Origin of the sequence: Curtobacterium sp. NPDC090217 (assembly GCF_044746705.1) — a bacterium.
Classification (GTDB): domain Bacteria; phylum Actinomycetota; class Actinomycetes; order Actinomycetales; family Microbacteriaceae; genus Curtobacterium.
Genome location: NZ_JBIVCR010000002.1, coordinates 25,284 through 40,602 on the forward strand (window position 1 = coordinate 25,284; position 15,319 = coordinate 40,602).

At 65.3% G+C, this 15,319-nt stretch carries 12 protein-coding genes; 7 read left to right on the top strand and 5 right to left on the bottom strand.

Going from position 1 to position 15,319, the window contains the following annotated elements:
• Positions 1-69 precede the first annotated feature (69 nt).
• Positions 70-798 (bottom strand): SDR family NAD(P)-dependent oxidoreductase, encoded by a 729-nt coding sequence (locus ACIPJ2_RS07800; protein WP_402728343.1) that lies wholly within the window; start codon positions 796-798, stop codon positions 70-72.
• Positions 799-951: 153 nt separating this feature from the next.
• On the opposite strand from ACIPJ2_RS07800, the gene ACIPJ2_RS07805 reads away from it, so the two are divergent.
• A complete protein-coding gene (locus ACIPJ2_RS07805) occupies positions 952-1,896 on the top strand; it encodes an AraC family transcriptional regulator N-terminal domain-containing protein (RefSeq protein WP_402728344.1) in 945 nt (314 codons plus the stop codon).
• A gap of 37 nt (positions 1,897-1,933) precedes the next feature.
• Here ACIPJ2_RS07805 and ACIPJ2_RS07810 read toward each other — a convergent pair whose 3' ends face one another.
• Positions 1,934-2,416 (bottom strand): response regulator transcription factor, encoded by a 483-nt coding sequence (locus tag ACIPJ2_RS07810; protein ID WP_402728345.1) that lies wholly within the window; start codon positions 2,414-2,416, stop codon positions 1,934-1,936.
• Positions 2,417-2,421: 5 nt separating this feature from the next.
• On the bottom strand, positions 2,422-2,613 hold the full coding sequence (locus tag ACIPJ2_RS07815; RefSeq protein WP_402728346.1) for a hypothetical protein: 192 nt from the start codon (positions 2,611-2,613) through the stop codon (positions 2,422-2,424).
• A gap of 310 nt (positions 2,614-2,923) precedes the next feature.
• On the opposite strand from ACIPJ2_RS07815, the gene ACIPJ2_RS07820 reads away from it, so the two are divergent.
• Complete coding sequence (locus ACIPJ2_RS07820; RefSeq protein WP_402728347.1) at positions 2,924-3,211, top strand: hypothetical protein; 288 nt, start codon at positions 2,924-2,926, stop codon at positions 3,209-3,211.
• A gap of 35 nt (positions 3,212-3,246) precedes the next feature.
• Here the strand turns inward: ACIPJ2_RS07820 and ACIPJ2_RS07825 are convergent, their stop codons facing one another.
• Positions 3,247-5,328, bottom strand: coding sequence for a UvrD-helicase domain-containing protein (locus ACIPJ2_RS07825; protein ID WP_402728348.1), 2,082 nt, complete (start codon positions 5,326-5,328; stop codon positions 3,247-3,249).
• Positions 5,329-5,534: 206 nt separating this feature from the next.
• On the opposite strand from ACIPJ2_RS07825, the gene ACIPJ2_RS07830 reads away from it, so the two are divergent.
• The 5 genes from ACIPJ2_RS07830 to ACIPJ2_RS07850 all read left to right on the top strand — a co-directional run bounded on the left by ACIPJ2_RS07830 (position 5,535) and on the right by ACIPJ2_RS07850 (position 13,675).
• Positions 5,535-8,054 (top strand): DUF262 domain-containing protein, encoded by a 2,520-nt coding sequence (locus ACIPJ2_RS07830; RefSeq protein ID WP_402728349.1) that lies wholly within the window; start codon positions 5,535-5,537, stop codon positions 8,052-8,054.
• A 190-nt stretch (positions 8,055-8,244) separates the two neighbouring features.
• The gene (locus tag ACIPJ2_RS07835; RefSeq protein ID WP_402728350.1) at positions 8,245-9,870 is read left to right on the top strand and encodes a hypothetical protein; all 1,626 of its coding nucleotides are present in this window, start codon (positions 8,245-8,247) and stop codon (positions 9,868-9,870) included.
• A gap of 187 nt (positions 9,871-10,057) precedes the next feature.
• A complete protein-coding gene (locus tag ACIPJ2_RS07840) occupies positions 10,058-11,164 on the top strand; it encodes a DNA cytosine methyltransferase (RefSeq protein WP_402728351.1) in 1,107 nt (368 codons plus the stop codon).
• 5 nt (positions 11,165-11,169) lie between these two features.
• Positions 11,170-12,237: a DNA cytosine methyltransferase gene (locus ACIPJ2_RS07845; protein ID WP_402728974.1), complete on the top strand. Its 1,068-nt coding sequence runs from the start codon at positions 11,170-11,172 to the stop codon at positions 12,235-12,237.
• 1 nt (position 12,238) lies between these two features.
• Positions 12,239-13,675 (top strand): restriction endonuclease, encoded by a 1,437-nt coding sequence (locus ACIPJ2_RS07850; RefSeq protein ID WP_402728352.1) that lies wholly within the window; start codon positions 12,239-12,241, stop codon positions 13,673-13,675.
• Between the two features lie 929 nt (positions 13,676-14,604).
• On the opposite strand, the gene ACIPJ2_RS07855 is transcribed toward ACIPJ2_RS07850, so the two are convergent.
• Entirely contained in the window at positions 14,605-15,240 is a 636-nt protein-coding gene (locus ACIPJ2_RS07855; protein WP_402728353.1) for an NUDIX hydrolase, read from the bottom strand.
• Positions 15,241-15,319: the final 79 nt, after the last annotated feature.

The window sequence follows — 15,319 nt, forward strand, 5'->3', positions numbered from 1 at the left end:
GTGAGTGAGCAGTAGCCCTCGAGCGCCGGACGCGGCCGGTGCGGCCGACCGGCCCTCGTTCGGCATGTCTTAGCGCATCCGCGTCGACGCGATCCCGCCGTCGACGTCGATCGTGCCGCCGTTCACGAATGCCGCGTCGTCGGAAACGACCCACCGCACGGCACGAGCAATGTCCACCGGCTGCACCGGACGGCCCGCCGGGGTGCCTTGCGTCATCGCCGCCAGCACGTCCGCCGAGTCCGCGTTGCCCGGCGTCGCCGTCGCGCCCGGGGCCACGGTCACCACGCGGATACCGCGCTGCCCGTACTCTGCGGCCCACGCGCGGGTCAGCTGCTCGACCGCGGCCTTCGTCGCCGGGTACAGCGCCATGAACGGCACGCCGACCCGTGCCATCCACGAGCCGATGTTCACGATGTTCCCGCCGCCGCGCGACACCATCGACGGCACAAGCGCGGCGACGAGGACGTGCGGGGCTCGGATGTTCGTCGCAAGGAGCGCCTCGACCGTGTCGTCCGACAGCGACTCCGTGGGGCCGCCCGGGTACACGCCGGCGTTGTTCACGAGGACGTCCAGGTGCCCGCCGAGCTGCTCGATGGCGTCTGCAGCCAGTGCCCGGACCTCTTCCGGACTCCCCGACAGATCGGCGACGAGCGGCACGGCGCGGCCGCCCTGGCGTTCGATGTCGATTGCGACGGCACGCGTGCGGGCTTCATCGCGGCCCGCGACGGCGACGATCAAGCCGGCTGCGGCGAGCTCGCGGGCGATGGCCTCGCCGATGCCGCTGGAGGCTCCGGTCACAAGGGCAGTTCGTGGGGTTTCGTTCGGTGTTGTCGTCATGATCCGATGCTCGGTCGGATGTGGGCCTCTGTGATTGCCCCGCCCCACGAAGACCTTGCCGGATCCCGCAGAGCAGCCCCGTCGCCGTCAGTCACCCTCGGTAGGTTTGCGGACGTGGACGACCTGACTGCCCTACACCTCGACCGTGCCGCGTCGATCGCGTCCGCGCACGCCGCCGTCCTCGGGACAGACCACCACGACGCTGCCGCGCGAGCGGGCTCCGCGCACCGTGCCGACGCGCTCGGCCTCACCGTCTCCCGCGTGTTCGAGCCGACCGGTCTGTTCGACCGCCGCTACGTGCCGTCGTTGTCAGTCGTCCTCCGCGGCCGCAAGCGCTCGATCGTAGGGGACGACGACCAGGTCTGGGGCCGCGAGCGCTTCATCATCACCCCTGTCGACCTGCCCGTCGTCGCCGGAGTCGTCGACACCGCCGGCAGCGACGGTTTCGTCTCCGCCGTCTGGCGCCTCGACCCGACAGTCGTTGGTGAGGTCGTGTCGTCGATGTCCGCGCCGTCCGCACCGCCTCGCAGCGAAGTGCCCCGACTCGGCACCTGGACCGCACCGCTCGCCGACGCGTTCGCGCGACTGCTCGCCCTGCTCGACGCACCCGAAGACGTCCCGGTGCTCTTCCCGCTCGTCTCGCGGGAAGTCGTCCTTCGCCTGCTGCAGACCGAGCAGGCGCCGCGCATCACCGCCGCGCTCGACGGTTCCGGCACGTCGGTCGTCGCAGCCGCAACCGCCCTGCTCACCGGACGGATGGCCGAGCCGTGGTCGATGGGGCGCCTCGCGCGTGAACTCCGGGTCAGCGAGTCCACCCTGTTCGCGCGGTTCAAGGAAGCCACAGGCATGACCCCCGCGCAGTACCTCAAGCGGACTCGGCTCGGCGAGGCACGCCGGCTGATGGTCGTCCACGGGGACACCGCCGCCCGCGCGGCCACGGCCGTGGGGTTCCGCAGTGCGTCGCACTTCTCGCGGGACTACCGGGAGGCGTACGGGCGTCCGCCGGCGGCGGATGCGGTCGCGGCGCGGGCGCAGCTGGCGTTGGCGACCGCGGTGTAGCCGGTGCGACGCCGGGGTAGCTGGTGCGCTGGCGGGATCAGCGCTCGTCGACCATGCCGGCGTGGAACCCCAGGACGGCGAGTTGCACGCGGTTGGCGACGGCGAGTCGCGCGAAGATCGATGCGAGGTGGGCCTTCACGGTGGTCGGTGCGCAGTGGAGCTCGGCGGCGATCTCGCTGTTGGTGAGCCCACGGGAGACGCCGCGGACGACCTCTCGCTCACGGGTTGTGAGTGATCGGATCGCCCGGCGAGCCCTGACGGCGTCGGGGTGACGCCGTCGGTGCACCCAGTCGTCGACGAGGAGCTCGACCTGCCGGTCTGAGAGGGCCGGACGCTCGGCGGCGAGTCGGCGGACGGCATCGATGAGGGCGTCCGAGTCTGCTGACTTCGGGCGGGTGCCGCGGGCGCCGGCCGCGAGCATCGCCATGTGCGCTGCGTCGTCCGTCTCGAGTGTGAGGGTCAGGACGGCGATGCCGATCGCTGACAGGTGCTCGATCACGGCGGTGGTCGACCGCGCCATGGTCGTCACGCTGACGATGGCGACATCGGGGCGGGTCGTCCCGAGGTCTCGTGCGGCGACCGTCCCTTGGTCGCCTCCAGGACGACGGACATGTCGCCTGCACACGCGAGCAGTCGCCGGATCGCCGCGCCGGCGAGCGGGTCGGGGTCGATGATCCCGACCCGGATCAGGCCGTTGCTCCCACGCTCGACTTCCATGCGCCCCCTCGAGTCGACTGTAATGTCGAATGTTAGCGGTAGTCTGATCGGCCACCGCACGATGGTCGGACGGCGGATGTGCGCGGGTGCCCCGGGATGTGAGTCTCGGAGCATCGAGCGCGGGGTAGCGCTCAGGGAAGGGGACGACATGCCACGCCTTCGACAACCAGTCGGTTCTCGCGATCGAATCCGCTTTCGGGATTCTTTCTGCGCGGCAACGCTCAGTGAACTGACCGCCGCGGGGTCGCTGCGACGGCTCGTCGCACTCGCCGACCAGCGGATGCGGTTCCCACACCGCGGCGAGATCCGCGTGAGCGAGCAGACTGTGGAGCTCGGCGACTGGACACGAATCGACCCCGGCGGACTCGTCCGTGTCACGCGAGAGTACGTGCCGTCATACGGGCGGATCGCGGCGTGGGGCGTACGCGGAGGCTTCCCGTCGCTCGGCGCAGCCGGTGGTGCTGGTGCTCCACTGGTCCTGCACCGCCGGGACGACGAGCCGGTCGTGGTACTCGTCGGTTTCCGGCCCGTCACGGGACGGAACAACAACGCCGCGGCGTTCGCTGCGCTCCAGCGCTGCACGGCGTCGATCGACTGAGCAGACCGAGCACCCGCTGCAGGAGCACGGGTCGGTCATGCGCGCCCGAGTGCTCCCACCCACAGGCCGTCCCGCGCGCGGGTCATCCCGACGTACAGCTCGCGCCGGTCGAGCTCACGGCGTTCGCGGGCGGCGACGGACTCGGTGTCGGGAGCGTCCGCGAGGAGCTTCGCCGGCACGTGCGGCAGCAGGACCTGCTTGAACTCGAGGCCCTTCGCACGCTTGATGGTGCCCACGCGGACCCGGTCGGAGCTCTTGCCGGCGTAGTGCTTCGGCGAGACGGACGGCACGCCCGCGACGTCGAGGACCGCCATCACCTTGTCGGCCTGCGGGTTCGTCGCAGTGAGGATCCCGACGTCGCCGCGGCCGGTGCCGACGAGGCGGAGGACCTCCTCCACGCGGGCGAGCAGCGCCGCATCGTGCGCCGCGCGGTCGGCGAATCGACGGACGGCAGGCTTCGGGCCCGATCGGGTGACGTCGGAGACCGCATCACCGGCGCCGTCGACGCCCTCGATGTCGACGAACTGGTCGTCCGCGACCATCCGCTTCGCGAACTCGAGGATCTCCGCCGTGTTGCGGTGGTTCACGTCGAGGACGACACCGCGCCCCGCGAGGCTGATGCCGACCTCGCCGAGGGCGTACCCGCCCGGGTAGATCGTCTGCTGGCCGTCGCCGATGAGTGTGAGGCCGTCTGGACGATCGCCGACCAGCGCGTGCAGGAGCGACACCATCGCGCACGACAGGTCCTGGGCCTCGTCCACGATGACGGCGTCGTAGCGGTCGAGCGGCTGCTCGCGGACGGCATCGCGGGCGAGCAGGACCACGTCCTCGAAGTCGCAGACGCCCCTGCTCCGGAGGTTCGTCGAGTACGCCTCGTACAGGTCCCAGACCGCCTGCCGGATCTCGACCGGCAGCGCGTGCTTCCGCCCGACGCGCGCCAGGTCGGCGTACTCGTCGAAGTGCGTTAGCCCACGACCCTTGATGACGTGTCTGATCTCCTCTTCCCAGTACCGGCGCGTGAAGCGCGGGGCGCGCAGTGGACTGGAGGCTCCGATCACGTTCCATGCATCGGCGAACGCGCGCCCGGCCTCCAGTCCGTCGATGCGGAACGCGACCCCGCGCTCCTTCAGGAGCTGGCTGGCGAAGGCGTGGACGTTGACGAAGTCGACGCGGTCGACCATGTCGGGCGCGAGGCGCTCGAGGAGCGACCGCAGGACGGCCGGGAGGGTGCGGATGTAGGTGGTGAAGAGGACGCGGCCGCCGGTCGCGCGTGCCAGGTACGCGGCGCGGTGGAGTCCGACGACGGTCTTGCCGGTGCCGGCAGCGCCTCGGATGCGGGCGGGGCCGTTGAAGTTGCGGCGGACGAGCTTGGCCTGGGCGGGGTCGAGGAAGGCCATCCACTCCTCGATGGGGGCGTCGAGGACGGCGTCGAGGAGGTGGTCGTGGAGTTCTTCGGTGTCGACCACTGGGTCGGGATCACGGGGGAGGACCGTTGCCGGAACGATGACCTGCGGTGGCGCGTGTTGCTCGCCGTCGATGACCGGGAAGTGCGCGAGGACTGCGGTGAGGAGCTGGTCGACTCGGGTGGCGCTCAGGCGGCGGCCACGCTTTGTGATGTGTGCGATGAGGTCGTTTACGCCGACGACGTCGACCGAGGCGACCTCGGCGTGCACCTTCTTCTGGCCTGCTAGTGCGACGACCGCGTGGACCTCGCCCGGCGGGAGGCCGATCTCCGCGAGGGCGGCCTCGGTCTTCCACGCCAGGTCGGCGAGGTTCGCGACGTCGTCCGTGACGTCCTCTTGGCCGCGGGTGATGCGGCCGTTGTGGACGGCGACGTCGCGCCAGGCCTTCGTGTCGACGATGAAGACGCCGGCGCTGCCGACGACGACCATGTCGACCTGGGCGGTCTTGCTGCCGGGCCAGCGGCGGTCGGCGAGGAGGTGGTAGCCGATGCCGGCCAGGGGAGCGAGGACCTTCGCGGTCTCGGTCTCGGTGCGGTGGGCGATGTCGAAGCGGCCGGCACGGGCTTCGGCTTCGTCGGCTTGGCGTCGGAGTTCGTGGGCGCGGCCTCGTTGGCGGCGGGCCTCGGTGCGTGCTGAGTCGCCGGCGATGGTCATGGTGTGCAGTCCCCTCGACCGGGCGCCTCCCTCGGGCGTGCGGCCATGAATCATCCTCGTGGTTCGAGGACGAGTCGGGGAGCACCAGTTCTGGGGACCCGGTGCGGCTTTCCGCGTGAGGCCCGCAAAGTCGACTGACCCTCGCACACGGGACTCCGCACGTGGATCGACGCTCCCTAGACTCCGACTACGACGAAAGGCAGTACATGGACGTGCGGGAGACCACTCTGCAAGAGCTCCTCGGGGGACCGAAGCAGTATCTCGTCCCGTTGTATCAGCGGCCGTACGCCTGGCAGGGGCGACAGCGCAGCCGCTTGTGGGACGACATCGTCGAGCTGGCCGAGACACGTCGGACTAACCCCTCGGCGACACACTTCATGGGGTCATTGGTGTTGTCGGCTGGCGCGATCGTGCCGACGGGCATGGAATTCCTCGTCGTCGACGGGCAGCAGCGCCTTACGACGCTTTCGATCCTTCTGTGTGCGCTCCGCGACTACCTGCGCGTTCATCAGGCCGATGAGCCAATGCTCGCGGAGAGCGTGCATGAGCAGTACATCGCAGATCGCTTCAAGCCAGGCGATGCTCGGTTGAAGCTCCTCCCGACCCAAGCCGACCGCGACTCATTCCGAGCGGTGGTTGACGGTGCAGTCGGCGCAGATTCCGCCTCGGGCGTCGGAGACGCCTACTCGTTCTTCCGGCGCGCACTTGAAGCCGCAGATGACCCCGATGACCCGCACGACATCGAGCGCATTCGTGAGGCGGTCCTCGGAGGGCTGAGTTTCGTCTCGATCACTGCGCGCGACGAAGACAACGTCTACCGGATCTTCGAATCGCTGAACAACACCGGACTCCGCCTTACTCAGGGCGATCTGGTCCGCAACTACCTGTTCATGCGACTCGGCTCGCGTGGCGAGTCGGTGTACTCGTCCTGGTGGCTTCCGATGCAACAGCGTCTGAGTGTCGATGATCTCGAGCTGATCTTCTGGCTCGATGCCGTGGCCGACGAGCCATTGCTCAAACAGGGCGACATCTACAGCTACCAGCAGGCTCGGTTGTCGAAGATGTCCGATGAGGAGATCGTCGCGGAGATCGAGCGATACGGGCGACTCTCCGAGCATCTTGCTGTCATCCGGGACCCGTCGCTCGAAACCGACGCGATCGTTCAAGCACACCTGGCGCACCTTGCCGAATGGGGTTCGGCGACCACCGTGCCGTTGACGCTCCGGCTCCTCGCACGTCGTGCGGCTGGAACGAGCACGTCAGCGGAGGTGGCTGGTGCTCTCGCTGCGGTGGAGTCGTACATCGTCCGACGCACGCTCGGCGGCCGGCCGGGCCAGGGACTCAACCGCACGATTCTTCAGGCGTGCGGCGAACTCGACGAGCGACCGGTCGATCAGACGTTGCTCGACTATCTCTCGACCGGGCGAAAGTACTTCGCGACCGACAGCCAGATTCGTGAAGCTGTGCGGACGCAACCGTTCTACCTCCGTGGGCTCAAGACGCAGCAGAAGCTCATCCTCAAGTGGATCAGTCAGGCGTTGAACCCGAAGGAAGAGGTCGACGTCGGGAAAGCCACGATCGAGCACATCCTCCCGCAGACTCTCACGCCCGACTGGATCGCCGTTCTCGAACAGGAGCTTGGCGACGAGGAAACAGTCGACATGGTGCACGACCAGCTCGTGCACTCGCTCGGGAATCTCACCTTGACGGGCTACAACTCGGAACTCGGCAACCGGTCCTTCCCGTCCAAGCAGGAGGACTACCGGAAGAGCAGCTTCACGGCGCTGAACCGACTGGTACTCGATGCGCCGACATGGGGCCATTCGCAGATCATCGCCCGTGGTGACTGGTTCGCCGACCAAATCATCGCGCACTGGATCGGGCCGAACGAACGCATGCAGCCCGGCGAGATCGGCCGCGACTGGTCGATGGTCCATCAGGCGATCATGGCGATCCCCGCCGGACACTGGACGTCGTACGGCGATCTCGCCGCACTCGTCGGCACCCACCCGGTTCCGCTCGGGCAGCACCTCGGATCGACCGAAGTGCTCGGAGCGCACCGCGTGTTGCAAGGAAGCGGCACCATCTCGTCTGGGTTCCGTTGGCCCGATCCGGCGGACACGCGCGATCCCCGAACGGTTCTTGAGGAGGAGGGGCTCGCTTTCTCGGCCGCGGGTGCGGCGGACGAAGACGCGCGACTGTCGACGGCGTCGCTCGCCGAACGGATCGGGCTCAGCATCGACACCGAGAGCCCGTTAGACACGGCTTCGGGCGGAACGTTCTTCGACCAACTCGCGAGCGCAAATCCCCCAGCGGCTGCGCACGCCGTTGTGCAACTCCTCGACGCGTGGCGGGGCCTCGGCGGGACTGTCGAATACGGCGGAGCGAGTGAAAGCAGCGCGTTCATGACGGCGCCCGGGCGGACGGCCGACGGGAGATCTCACTGGCCGTTCACCGTGTACCCGCTCTCCGGGACTGTTGAAGTTGTGTTCCAGCACCTTCGAGTCCGCCCGCCCTTCGACGACATCGCACTCCGTGACGAGTTCAGGACCCGTCTGAACGCGGTGCTGGGGATCAACCTCGGGGCAGACCGCATCGACAAGCGCCCATCGTTCCCGATCGACGTGCTCGTTGCAGAGCGCTCTCGAAGGGCCGTCATCGATGCCCTGCGGTGGTTCGTTCGCGCACTCGGGGCCACCCCTACGGACGATGAGGTAGCCGCGTGATCCGGACCGCACCTGAACTCGCGGGCGAGCTCGGCGTCAATCCGAAGACGCTCCGCGGTTTCCTGCGGAGAGTTGCCACCGATCACGCGCACGGCGCTCGCTGGGCCATTGACGAAGCGCTCGCCGCAGCCGCCACCACCCACTTCGGCCACGGAGACTCCGTCGCCGTCCACGATGGAGAGAGATCACGATGACCGACGAAGCCCAGAACCCGGCCGAAGCCGACGAGCACGGCGAAGAGCTGCCGTCGTCTGCGCTCGTGGAGTTCGAGGACGGGTTGGCGATCTTCATCGGCGACAGCGTCCCAGAGGGCGTCGACCTGGTCCCCTTCACGCTCATTGATGATGCAACGCGCGCGGCGGTCTCGACTGCCGTCGGTGGCGCTGTGGGCCTGGGCAATGTCGCGGCGCAGGGCGTCAACGGGGCGTTCCAGGCGCAGGGACTTATGCGGCTGGCCCCGGAGACGCTCGCTGCGATGAAGACCGCGACGCCGATCGTGAAGGACGGTTGGAACCTCGGCACACTTGCGGCCAACGGCAAGTTCGCCGCGTCCGTGCGGTGGCTGCCGGCAACAGCCGCAACGACCGCTTCGGTCGTCGCCGCGATGGGGCCCGCGATTGCGCTGATGGTCATCCAAGTCCAGCTGAACCAGATCGCGTCCGTGGCCAAGCACAACGTCGAGCTCACCTCGAAGGTGCTGCAGGTCGTCAGGCAGGACCAGTGGTCCTCAGTGACCGGCTACCACAACACACTGCTGCGTGAGCTCGGTCATGCTCGGCGCATCGGTGAAGTGACTGATGCGGTTTTCGCAGAGGTCCGCGGTTACCAAGGTGAACTGACCGCGCAGTGGGACACGAACCGCAACACGGTCCTGCAGCACGTCGGCGACCTTGAGAGGAAGACCGGTCACAAGGATCGCCAGCAGTTCCTGACCGACAACGGACAGGCGATCATCGCGGATGTGCAAGCACTTCTGCTGTCCCAAACATCCTGGTTCATCTATCAATCGCTCCGCGCAGGGCACTTGCTGCGGAGCGCGAAGACGAACGAAGCAGACAGGCGACTGCTTGACGAAGTGATCGTCAACGCGCGACGCATGCATGAGGAATCGTTGGCCCAGACCGACGCGCTCCTCGACCAGCTCGCTCGCGAGTTCGCGGTCATCGCCGAGCTCCCCGGCAAGCGGACCTTCAAGATCGGCGGCGAAGCCCGTGCTGCGAAGGACGCGCAGAGCATGGTTCGGCAGCTGCAGGACGCACTCGCGGCGATCCGCGGGACTGAGTCATCCCCGTTGCGCGATCGTCTCGAGATGCCTGCGTTGCTCGTCTTCGAGGACGAGGTGCCCGACGAACTCGTCAAGATCCTCCCGCTCAGACTTCACGACGGGGAACAAGTACTCGCTCTCGCGGATGCGTCATCGGACCGGATCACGGTCCCTCGGCTGAGCGACGGATGGGTCGCGGTCACCGATCGCCGAATCCTCGTCACCAAGCAGGACTCGCTGCGACGCACTGGCGCGGTCGACTCCGCGATCAACGTCGCGGACATCCGCTACGTGCGCCGTTCAGACGATCCCGGGCGAGCTCCAGTGATGGAGATCATCACGAAGCACGCCGATCTGACGGTGCGGTTTGCCGGATGGACAAAGAGTGGGCCCGCACGAGTTGCGGCCCAGCAGTTCGGCGAGCTCGTGGCGAGTTTCATGAATCTGCCGGAGGCAGAGGTTCCGAAGCAGGCGCGCGCAGCGCTGGAGGCGGCTGCCGAGCCTCAGGGTCAGGACCTGGTGCCGGCCTTGGCGCACGCGTTCGTGCGGTAGGCCTCGCGAGCGCTCGCCGGAGGGCCTCCATCTGAGGTCCACGAGCGCCCGATTTCCCAGGCCTGGCGTGATCGATTGCCACCCAGTCGCGCTTGGTCGGCCTCCGTCACACCGGCCACGTCGTGTCAACGCACTCAATGTCCGTGGTTCTACGTACGCTTGATGCGCACCGAACAAAGGAGCCCCCTTGTCACACCTGTCCGTCCCGATCATCGACCTTTTCGCGGGAGCTGGAGGACTTGGCCTAGGGGCGGGTATGGCCGGAGGCGACCTCAGGCTGTCGGTCGACAGTGACTCATTCTCATGTGAGACGATGCGGTCGAACGCTTCCCACCCCGGCGGCGTGCTCGAAGCGGACGTCACGACCCTTCGTGGCGAGGATCTCCGACTCATCGCGGGCGTGGAGCCGGATAGGGAACTTGTGGTGGTCGGCGGGGCACCCTGTCAGCCGTTTAGCAAGGCTGCGTACTGGCTCGACAAAGGCAACGAGGCAGCGTACCGCCGCGCGCGGAGCCGAGGTGAGGTGGCGGACAGACTAACCGCGCCGATAGAAGCTCGACCGGATTCCCGCCGAACGCTGGTTTCTGAATACATGCGGTTGGTTCTTGAAACCGGAGCAAGTGGATTCGTGTTCGAAAACGTTCCAAGTATTCTTCATCCTCGAAACCGAGCCGTGTTTGAGGCGTTGGAGCAAGACGCTCAAGAAGCTGGCTATCATACGACAAGGGTTGTCGCCACCGCTACGCAATACGGCGCTTCGCAGAGTAGGCAACGGGTGTTCTTGCTTGGTGCGAAATCTGAAGCCCCGAAAGCGCCGGAGCCAACGCACGGGCCAGGTCTGTCTCCCATAAGAACGGCCGCAGACGCAATCGGTCGCTTCGATGGACCCGAGTTCGCGGAGGAGGGCGAAGTGGTCAGCGGTCGATGGGCGGAACACCTTCAAGAGATACCTCCTGGGATGAACTACAAGCATCACACCGCTTGGGCTGGCCATCCTTCCCCAACGTTCGAAACCGAAACTCGTTATTGGAATTTTCTACTGAAGCTCAGCCCAGACCGCCCTTCCTGGACCATCCCGGCAAGTCCTGGGCCGTGGACTGGGCCGTTTCATTGGTCTGGTCGGCGATTGCGCATTCGCGAGTTGGCCGCCCTGCAATCTTTCCCCCCAGATTATAAATTTTCTGGTCCGCGCCGGGAACAAGTGCGGCAAATCGGGAACGCTGTTCCCAGCGTGATGGCGGCGGCCATGATTGCGCAGGTCCTGAAAGTGGTTCGAGAGGAAGCAGTCCGTTGAAAGCGTTGAGTCTCTTCTCGGGGTGTGGTGGGCTAGACCTTGGGATTGAACAGGCTGGGTTCTCCGTGATCGCGGCCAACGATAACGACCCAAGGGCGGCTCGCGCGCACGCGAAGAATTTTCCAGATGCTGCCTTCTATCTGGGAAGCATCGCCGAGTTTAGCAAGGAGAAAGTTGTCGACCTTGTCGGTTCCGACGCGATCAAGGACATAGATCTCGTCGTTGGTGGCCCCCCATGTCCTCCATTCTCGAAAAGCCGCTTCTATCTGAAGGATAAGCCTCGTGCGATGGCCGACCCTGTAGGCGAAGTAACGATCGGAGGGTACCTTGAGACGCTTCGATGGGCGCGGCCGAAGGTCTTCGTCCTCGAGAACGTTGCAGGAATGGCATTCAAGGTGCATGCCGAAACCCTCAATCACATCTTGGCGACCGCCGAGCAGCTTGGTTACCGCTGTGATCACCGTGTCCTCAACGCTGCTGACTTTGGTGTGCCGCAGATTCGCCAACGCTTCTTCATTGTTGGAGTGAGAGAAGATGTCTCAGGCGAACCGTTCTCGTGGCCTGCGCCAACACATTCTGAGAGTGGCGAAATCGCCGGACTTCTGCCGTGGGAAGCCGTCGGCAAATGGATCGGAGATCTCGATACGGACGAGAATGCAAGCGACGAGGGTCACGTGGCTGGAGGGAAGCACCGTGATTTGTTGACCCTCATACCCCCGGGGGAGAACTATCTCTTTCTCACCGCCAAGCGCGGGTACCCAGATCCTCAATTCGAGTGGCGAAGTCGATACTGGTCTTTCTTGTTAAAGCTTTCTCCAGACATGCCGTCCTGGACCATTCAGGCTAGGCGCTCGAATAACATGGGACCGCTGCATTGGAAAAACCGGATTCTTCGAATCGAGGAGGTTCGACGTATCCAAACGTTCCCAGATGACTGGTACCTCGATGGCACTATCGAGCAACAATGGCGTCAGATTGGCAATGCTGTTCCAGTTGGACTAGCTCGGGTCATGGGGCAAGCTGTTCGCGATTATCTCGCACGAGCTTCAAGCGCGCTTCGTTCGGCGGCCTAGCTTGTCTGAATCGATGCGGCTGCTTGCAGCGAACGAGTTTACGCCAGGCCAACTCGGCGGTTATGGCGCTATGCGGTGGCTACTGCAAAATGCGGCAGGCGCACCCAATCGAGCGGCCTTCACCGAGGCGATTCGCGATCGTTGGTTCTCTGATTCTGCTGCGAGTCGTTCGGATCATGCCACGCGTGTTGAGCAGCAGTTGAAACGGGCCGCAAATGTTGTGACCGGTATGCGACAATACGGGCTTCTTGAATTGAAACATGGAGCAGTCGCGTTGACGGCGCTCGGGTCGGATATCTACCGATCTCTTGCCGAGGGTGCCACTCAAGATGCGGCCGAATTGCTTGCGGTTCATCTGCTGTTGAATGGCCACGGACTTGAATTGCTTAGAGCAGCCGAACGAGTTCGTCGCCAGCAAGGACGAGTGCAGAATGCGGCAATCGCCGATGAATTACGTCTCGATGGTTTTGATATATCGAACAATAATCAGTCCGCATCGAAAATGCGACAGTGGCTATCTTGGAGTGGGGTGATTGACGAGAACTGGCGTGTCGATAATAGTCGGCTGCAAGAAGTTATCGGGTTCAACCTCGATGAAGTTTCCGACTGGTACTCCCTTTCTTGGGTGCAGCGCGCTTTCTTGCTGGCGTTGCATGACCTGAACGTTGTCGCGGGGGAGTGGGTGGCCACTAGGTTCGTTCTGAGTATCCTCGACGAGCAGGGCATTGCGTTCGATCGCGCTCAAGCTCGGCGCTCTATTTATTTGCCGCTTTTCGAGGCGGGCTGGTTGGATTTGTCAGTTAACGGCGACGGCCGCCACTCGAAAGGTGGCGATGTTCGGGAACTGAGAAAGTCTCGCGAATTCCCGTTTGCCGAAGTTGGTGCTGTTGAGCCAGATCCTTTGCCAATAGCTATTCAAGAAGCACTCAGTACTGATATTGGCGTCATCGTAGCCAATCTCAGGAGTTCCGACACCGGGGTCAAGGGATTGGCTCTGGAGGTTCTGGCCGTTCGAATCGCCAGAGATCTGGGAATGGTGCCACGGGAGCTTCGTGTTCGCGGCGTGGAAACCGGCGGTGCTGAGGTTGACCTGCTCGCCGAGCGTGTGGGCTTCTCATTCGAGCGCTGGACTATTCAGTGCAAAAATCAGTCGGCGCCCGTGTCTGTCGGAGTTGTCGCGAAGGAAGTGGGTGTCGCTGCTGTCTTACGGTCTCAGGTCGTGGTTGTGGTCACCACTAATTCATTCACTCAGAGCGCCGTGGACTTTGCCTCAGCAGTGAACGAATCCAATTCGGTGCAGGTCATGTTGGTTGATGGGGAGATTGTTGCTGACTATGGCAGGCGAGGTGTGGCGTCAATTCAAGAGAGTTTTCGGAGCATCGCTGCTGATGTCGCCCGATCGAAAGCTAGGCAACGGAATGCGACTCGTGAGGCATAGTCAGATTTCTTCTAAATATAAGACTTTGCGCATTGCGTGACCCTCGGATGGACCAGTTGCACCGCGGGCGGCCGGTATAGCTGGAACGGAAGGGACCTCACGCGCTTACATAATGAGTTCAAGGCCGCCGGGTAATCGTTGCCCGACCGGAGCTCAATCTTGGAAGAGCGTCGTCCGACCGTCTGTGGGTCGTAATCGAGGAACCCGACGACCGCCACACGCGTATCAGCCCGCAATTCGCGCAACGTGACTGCCACCGCCCCGCAGTCCCTCCGCGCCCACGCCAATTGCACCGTGACCGCCCCGCACGCCTCGGCCGCCCGCCCACCTCAGGCAGCTGCAACCCGGCGAACCCCTCCCGTGAGTGCTCTAGCACGACCCGCGAAGTCGACGTGGTCCCGGTCTTGGATTTCCGGGAGCACCTGCTCGCTGTCCGGTTCGCTCGTCGGTACAAGGGGACACTTCGCTTGACGCGCCTGGGACGTACCGGCCGCGGCGATCCTGATCGGCTGTGGAAGTACCTTGCGTACGCGCTCATCGCATCTGAGTCTGCCTTCGACATCGATGCGCTCGCGGTGATTCTCGTGCACACGGGGACGACAAGCGGGCGGAACGCTACGGACACCATCGCTGAGGCGATCGCCGAGCTCGGATGGGTCAAGCGAGACGAAAGCCGGTTGCAATCCATCGAGGTGCACTGCCTGTGGAACGACCTCTGGACCGTGCTCGGCAACGTCGGAGCGCCGACGGGTGAGACGGCGGACGAGCGTCGGCTCAGTACGGTGGCCCGCTGCCCATTCGAGATACGCTGTTTGCGGAGGTCGGAGGCGAGTTGCCGGACGAGGTGTCTCAGCAGCGGTGAGTTGGTCTGCCGAACCCGACCCGAGCGTCCCGTCCGAACTGAGGGTCCGACCGCGGCGACACCCGCCCTACCGGACGTACAACGTCGCCGGCTTCCCCGGCCCCTCCGCAGCCTTGGCGTCCGTCGCCGTGAGCAGCGGCACCATCGCCCGCCGGAACGAGTCCGGCAGCAGCCGCTCACCGAGGACGGCTTCGTGCAGCCCCCGGAGCGCGGACATGGTGAACGGCGAGGGCAGGAGCCCGTGCGGGTCCGGCGCCCCACGATGATCGGCACGGAGCCGCTCGACCGCGAAGCCGAGGATGTCGTCGTGCCCGTGCACCATGCCCGTCGCCTCGCTGGCTGGCACGAGTCGAGCGTCGTCCCCGAGATCGAGCGACGCTGCCGGCACGACATCGAGGTGCGCGACAGACAGCACCCACCCTCGGTCGTCTCGCGAGGGATCGTCGAACACGTGCAACTGCCGCGGCGCGAGCCCGGTCACGCCCGCCTTGTCTCGCAGTGATCGGAGCACAGCGTCCGCGAGCCGCTCGCCCTCATGCACGAACGTCCCCGGCAGCCGCCAGTCGCCGTCAGTCTGGTCGCGGACCTGCACGACCGAGAGTGCCCCGCCGACCGGAACGGTGAGCACAGCGGTGTCGACCGCGACGGAGGGTCGCGGGTAGTCGGCCAGGCGCTTGCCGTTCGCATCGCGATACTCGGTCACGGCACGAGTTTACGCATGCTTGCGTAAACCTGTCGACGGGTGCATGCTGGGTTTACGCAATTCCGCGTAAATCTGGAGG

Bases quoted from the DNA above. Each gene is read 5' to 3' on its own strand.
- ACIPJ2_RS07810 (WP_402728345.1), bottom strand. From the start codon at position 2,416: ATGGCGCGGTCGACCACCGCCGTGATCGAGCACCTGTCAGCGATCGGC.
- ACIPJ2_RS07815 (WP_402728346.1), bottom strand. From the start codon at position 2,613: ATGGAAGTCGAGCGTGGGAGCAACGGCCTGATCCGGGTCGGGATCATC.
- ACIPJ2_RS07825 (WP_402728348.1), bottom strand. From the start codon at position 5,328: ATGACCATCGCCGGCGACTCAGCACGCACCGAGGCCCGCCGCCAACGA.
- ACIPJ2_RS07830 (WP_402728349.1), top strand. From the start codon at position 5,535: ATGGACGTGCGGGAGACCACTCTGCAAGAGCTCCTCGGGGGACCGAAG.
- ACIPJ2_RS07835 (WP_402728350.1), top strand. From the start codon at position 8,245: ATGACCGACGAAGCCCAGAACCCGGCCGAAGCCGACGAGCACGGCGAA.